General features: G+C 67.3%; 7 protein-coding genes. All 7 read right to left on the bottom strand.

Features of this window, described 5'->3' with window-relative positions; all coding sequences use genetic code 11:
- Positions 1-791: 791 nt before the first annotated feature.
- Positions 792-1,187: a hypothetical protein gene (locus D7Y04_RS42375; RefSeq protein ID WP_121763051.1), complete on the bottom strand. Its 396-nt coding sequence runs from the start codon at positions 1,185-1,187 to the stop codon at positions 792-794.
- A gap of 62 nt (positions 1,188-1,249) precedes the next feature.
- A complete protein-coding gene (locus tag D7Y04_RS44750; protein WP_158627690.1) occupies positions 1,250-1,420 on the bottom strand; it encodes a hypothetical protein in 171 nt (56 codons plus the stop codon).
- 167 nt (positions 1,421-1,587) lie between these two features.
- A complete protein-coding gene (locus tag D7Y04_RS42370; protein ID WP_121763050.1) occupies positions 1,588-1,920 on the bottom strand; it encodes a hypothetical protein in 333 nt (110 codons plus the stop codon).
- 62 nt (positions 1,921-1,982) lie between these two features.
- Positions 1,983-2,243, bottom strand: coding sequence for a hypothetical protein (locus D7Y04_RS42365; RefSeq protein WP_121763049.1), 261 nt, complete (start codon positions 2,241-2,243; stop codon positions 1,983-1,985).
- A 136-nt stretch (positions 2,244-2,379) separates the two neighbouring features.
- Entirely contained in the window at positions 2,380-2,877 is a 498-nt protein-coding gene (locus D7Y04_RS42360) for a hypothetical protein (RefSeq protein WP_121763048.1), read from the bottom strand.
- 61 nt (positions 2,878-2,938) lie between these two features.
- A complete protein-coding gene (locus tag D7Y04_RS42355) occupies positions 2,939-3,472 on the bottom strand; it encodes a hypothetical protein (RefSeq protein ID WP_121763047.1) in 534 nt (177 codons plus the stop codon).
- A gap of 65 nt (positions 3,473-3,537) precedes the next feature.
- On the bottom strand, positions 3,538-3,930 hold the full coding sequence (locus tag D7Y04_RS42350) for a hypothetical protein (protein WP_121763046.1): 393 nt from the start codon (positions 3,928-3,930) through the stop codon (positions 3,538-3,540).
- Between the last annotated feature and the right edge of the window lie 234 nt (positions 3,931-4,164).

Below are 4,164 nucleotides of genomic sequence, written 5' to 3'. Positions count from 1 at the left end.
CCGGACCTGGCCAGGGCGGTCAAGGGCGCGCTTGCGCGCCGCGGAGCGGGCCGGAGGACCCTTGACGGGCCTGGGCAGCGTCTGGCCGTGCGTGCGGGATGGGTGAGGGAAGGCAGAGCCTTCCTGGAGGCATTGAGAGGCCGTCTGGAGCGATTGGACGGTGCGGGCGCTGCAGCACCAGGTGCTGCGCGAGGAGTGCCGCTGGAGTGCCGAAGGACACGGAAGGGACAGGACGAAGCGGCCTTGCGCCGACGGCGAGCTGCGCTCGAGGGCGACCTACGCTTGCGGAGGGAAGCCCGGTCCGCCGGGGCAGGGCCAGCGCGACGACACCGCCTTGAGCTCCAGGCGGTTTCCATCCCGGGCTTGTCCCGGGCCGGGAGGAGGGCATGGGAGGAGGGGTTCCCTCCTTCCGGATTGAATGGGAGCGGCCGTGGGCGTGGACGGTGCGGGCGGAGCACCACCAGGTGGTGCGCGAGGAGTGCCGCTGGAGTGCCGCCAGGACACGGAAGGGACAGGACGACGCGGCCTTGCGCCGGCGGCGAGCTTGCCTCGAGGGCGACCTACGCTTGCGGAGGGAAGCCCGGTCCGCTGGGGCAGGGCCCCGCCACGACACCGCCCGCCCGCGGGCGTTTCCATCCGGGGCTTGCCCCGGGCCGGGTGGTGGGGTCTGGGAGGAGGGTTTCCCTCCTGGCCAGCGGGTGGTGGGTGCGGGAGGAGGGCAGCGCCCTTCTCCTGCCGTGGACGTGCGAAAGGGCACCAGGCCCCGAAGGGCCTGGTGCCGGGTGGCCCTCTCAGGGCCATTCGTCGTCGTCGAGGTCGTCGTCCTCCTGGGGAAGTGCTTCATCAGGAGGGCTGACGCTGAGGGGGTGCGGCTCCCGGGGCGGCTCGTAGTCGTCGGGGAGGTCTGCCGTAGTCGGCGGCGGCTTCTGGTGCTTCTCCCAGGGCCGTTCGTCGAAGAGGTGGGACAGGTCCTCCTTGGTGATTTCGAGCGCGGGCTTCTGGAGCCACCCGGAGGCGTTGATCAGCTTTACTGCGATGTCGACCGCGAAGGGGTCGGCACCGGACTCCAGCAATTCGAGGGCGTGCATGTAGCGGTTGGGCGTCATCACGTCGAACTTGCGGGTGCGGGTGCCCTTCTTCCATCCGCGCTGTTGGTTGGCGAGGAGCAGTTCAACAACGCGGGGCACGGTCCAGGCTTCCTCCGAGGTTGTTGTGGGGGCGGAGGAAGAGAAGAGGTCAAGCTGGTTTGTCATGGGTCGAGCCAGCGGACGAAGTCGGGGCGGGTGGCTACTTCGCGGTCCATCAGCTCAATGGCCTTCGCACCCATGGAAGAGACGTAGGCGAGCACATCGGCAAGGTCGCCGAAGGCACGGCCGTAAACGGGCGTCGTGTTCGCGTGGAAGAGGCCGGAGAGGTGCATACGGCCTTGAGCGTCGTAGAGCGCCCATGGGTAGTTCGCTGTCGGGTGCCCACAGTGATGGAGGCCCCATCCATCACTGTGGCGCCAGCGCGCATTGAGTTTGCTCCAGGGGCGTGGATCAACGCGGGTCCAGCCGTGGGCGGCCATTTGCTTGTGACTTGGGGGGCTCATGGCGCGGACGGAGGAACGGCGGGAGCCTTCTTGCTGTCGTGGGTGGAATAGATGGGTTCGAGGCAAAGGAGGCACTCGTACCCGACGGAGACGACGCTGTCGGAGTAACCCTCTTCACCATGGGCATAGATGCCGGGAGGTTGGCCGTCGTCCTTCTCGACGTAGACCTCTGCATCAGACATCACCCACTGCTGCTCGGTGAAGGAGGCGCCAGGTCCGAGAAGCGGGGCGTTGCATTTCGGGTTCGGGCAGAGGTCAGGAATCGTGAAGGTGTGCTCGCTCCAGGTGACGGTGACGGTCGCGAGCTGCTGCGTGAACGTGGCGGGCATGGGCAGGGCCTGAGAGGCCCACCCGCCCCTCTAGAGAGGGACGGGCGGGGCTCGAGGAGGGTTCAGGCCTGGGCGCGTGCCTGCCAGTAGCGGCGGTCGGCTTCCGTCCAGTGGGAGGGCGCGGGGAGCGCCAGCTCCACGGTGAGCAGCGCGAAAACGGTTTCGGTGTCGGCGTTGTGGATGCCACGGGGGGCGGCGGGCTTCGCGGCCTGGGCGCGCGGGTCGTTGGCCTTGATGACGCGCCCCATGCGGACGGGGCGGAGGCCGATGGCGACGGCGGCAGACGTGGCGCTGGACTTGATGATGCGAGCGGCGGCGGTCATGTGGTGTTCCTTCCAGCTTTGGGCTGGCTTTCCTGGGGAGTTCGCCTCCCGAGGACCGGTGGTGTGCCCACCGGATGCGTAGTAAGTACCAAATGCCCATCTGACTTGCAAGTTAAAACATGCAACTAGATGCAGGCTAGTTTCTGAGGGCGGCTGCTGCTGCGGCAGTCGCGAGGCGCGCAAGGCGGGCGGTGAGCAGCTCCTGGGCGCGGCGGTACTGCGGAAGGTTCGAGCGCTTCACTTCGGCGCGGTCGGGGTGCCCAAGCTCGTCCCAGCGCGTGGCTTGGTGCTCCACTTCGGACAGGAGTTTTTCGAGGTGAGCGAGCGCATCGTAGACGGCGTGGGCAGTAGGGACAGCGTTGCAGGCGCGGGGCAGGCCGTTGGCAAGTCTGCGGCGCTGCTCGCTCCAGTCATTCAGGCGGACGGCGCGGCGATGGCCGTCCTCCAGGCACTCGGCAAGCCTCTTCGTGTCGCCCACGGCCTGAGCGGCGTCCCCAGCGACGATGCACGCGGAGATTGCGCGGAGCACGCTGTCAATGACGCGTTCAGCTTCGGAGAGGTCCTTCAAGACGTCGGCAGCGGAAGGGGACAGGAGGTCAGAGGCGAGGGCGGCAGTCTCGGAGCGCGCGGGCATGTGGACACCAGAGGAAGGGGGCCGGAGCGGGGGAGCCGCTCCGGCCACGTGGGCGACAGGGCTACTGCTGGTTCTCGTCGGTCTTCTTCTCGCGGCGGAAAACGGCGTACTCCTCCTCAAACAGGTTCAGCTTGAGCGCGCCGTTCTCGCGGCTCTCCCGGAGGATGAAGGTGCCAATCTCGTTGTATTTGGTTCCCTCCTGCTGACCGGGCTTCTGGAACTTCTCGGGACGGGTGACGTTGAAGATGATGCCCTTGAAGTTGGAGCTGGAGCCCCGGCCCTCCTCGGGCGTCTTGATGAAGAACGGGAAGTCACCGGCCAGCATGTTGAGCCAGAGGACGCCGGACCGTTCGTCGTCGCGGACCATGAGGGTGCCGACCTCGCGGTAGTAGTTTTTCGGGTCGTTGTCCTTCTTCTCGACACGGACGACGTTGAAGAGCTGCTTCGAGGGCTGGGACATTGCGGGGCTCCGGTTGGTGCGCGTGGTGACGGCGGCGGGCTGCTGGATGGCGGGCGGCGGGGTGACGGCGGCGGGCTGCTGGATGGCGGGCGGCTGCTCCTCGGTCGGGAGCTTCGGCTTACGGGCGCGGGGCATAGGCGGTCGGGAGGTAGGGCGAGGCCCCGAAGGGCCTCCGGTTGCGGTGGAAGAGGCAGGAAAGGTCAGGTGGCGTATTCGTTGGGCAGCTCGCTCCCCGCGTGGACGGCGTCCATGCGGAGGCGCTTGGCCAGCTTCTCGGCGTGGTCTGCGGCCTTGTGCAGTTCGACGCGGGAGACGCCGCGATTGATCAGGCGCTGCGCGAGGGGTGTAAGGCCCGGGTGGCGAGGCGTCGGGATGCTGTTGGCCGTGTGCGCGAAGATGCCGGAGGTCTGCTTGAGAACGGAGCCGACAAGGGCACAGGCCTGGGAGGTTTCCCCAGCGTGGGGCAGCTCGTAACCGATGCCGTAGGCAAGTTCGCTCGCGGTGGTCGTGATGGAGGCGGCTTCCTTGAGCCAGCGCCGAAGACCAGACAACACGAGTTCATCGCGGAGGGCAGTGACGGCAGTGCGGAACATGTCGGGATGCCTTTCCGGCTTGGGGCCGGAGTTACCGAGGAGGTTCGCCCTCTCGGGCCGGTGGGCGCTGCCCAACCGGCAGGGAAGTAATATCAGCCCCCTCTCTGAGTTGCAAGATATAACATGCAAATAGAGCAGTGTGTTTCGGCGGGTCGCGCGGCGCAGTTTCACGTTTAAAGATGCAAGGTGCTTGGGCCCCTGCGGCAGTGGTCGAGGCAGTCGGGCCCCATCGGG

It is taken from the genome of Corallococcus sp. AB038B, from assembly GCF_003668955.1.
In the GTDB taxonomy this organism is placed as follows: domain Bacteria; phylum Myxococcota; class Myxococcia; order Myxococcales; family Myxococcaceae; genus Corallococcus; species Corallococcus exiguus.
Note: the sequence above shows the minus strand (reverse complement) of the source record. Positions and strands in the feature narration are given on the sequence as shown.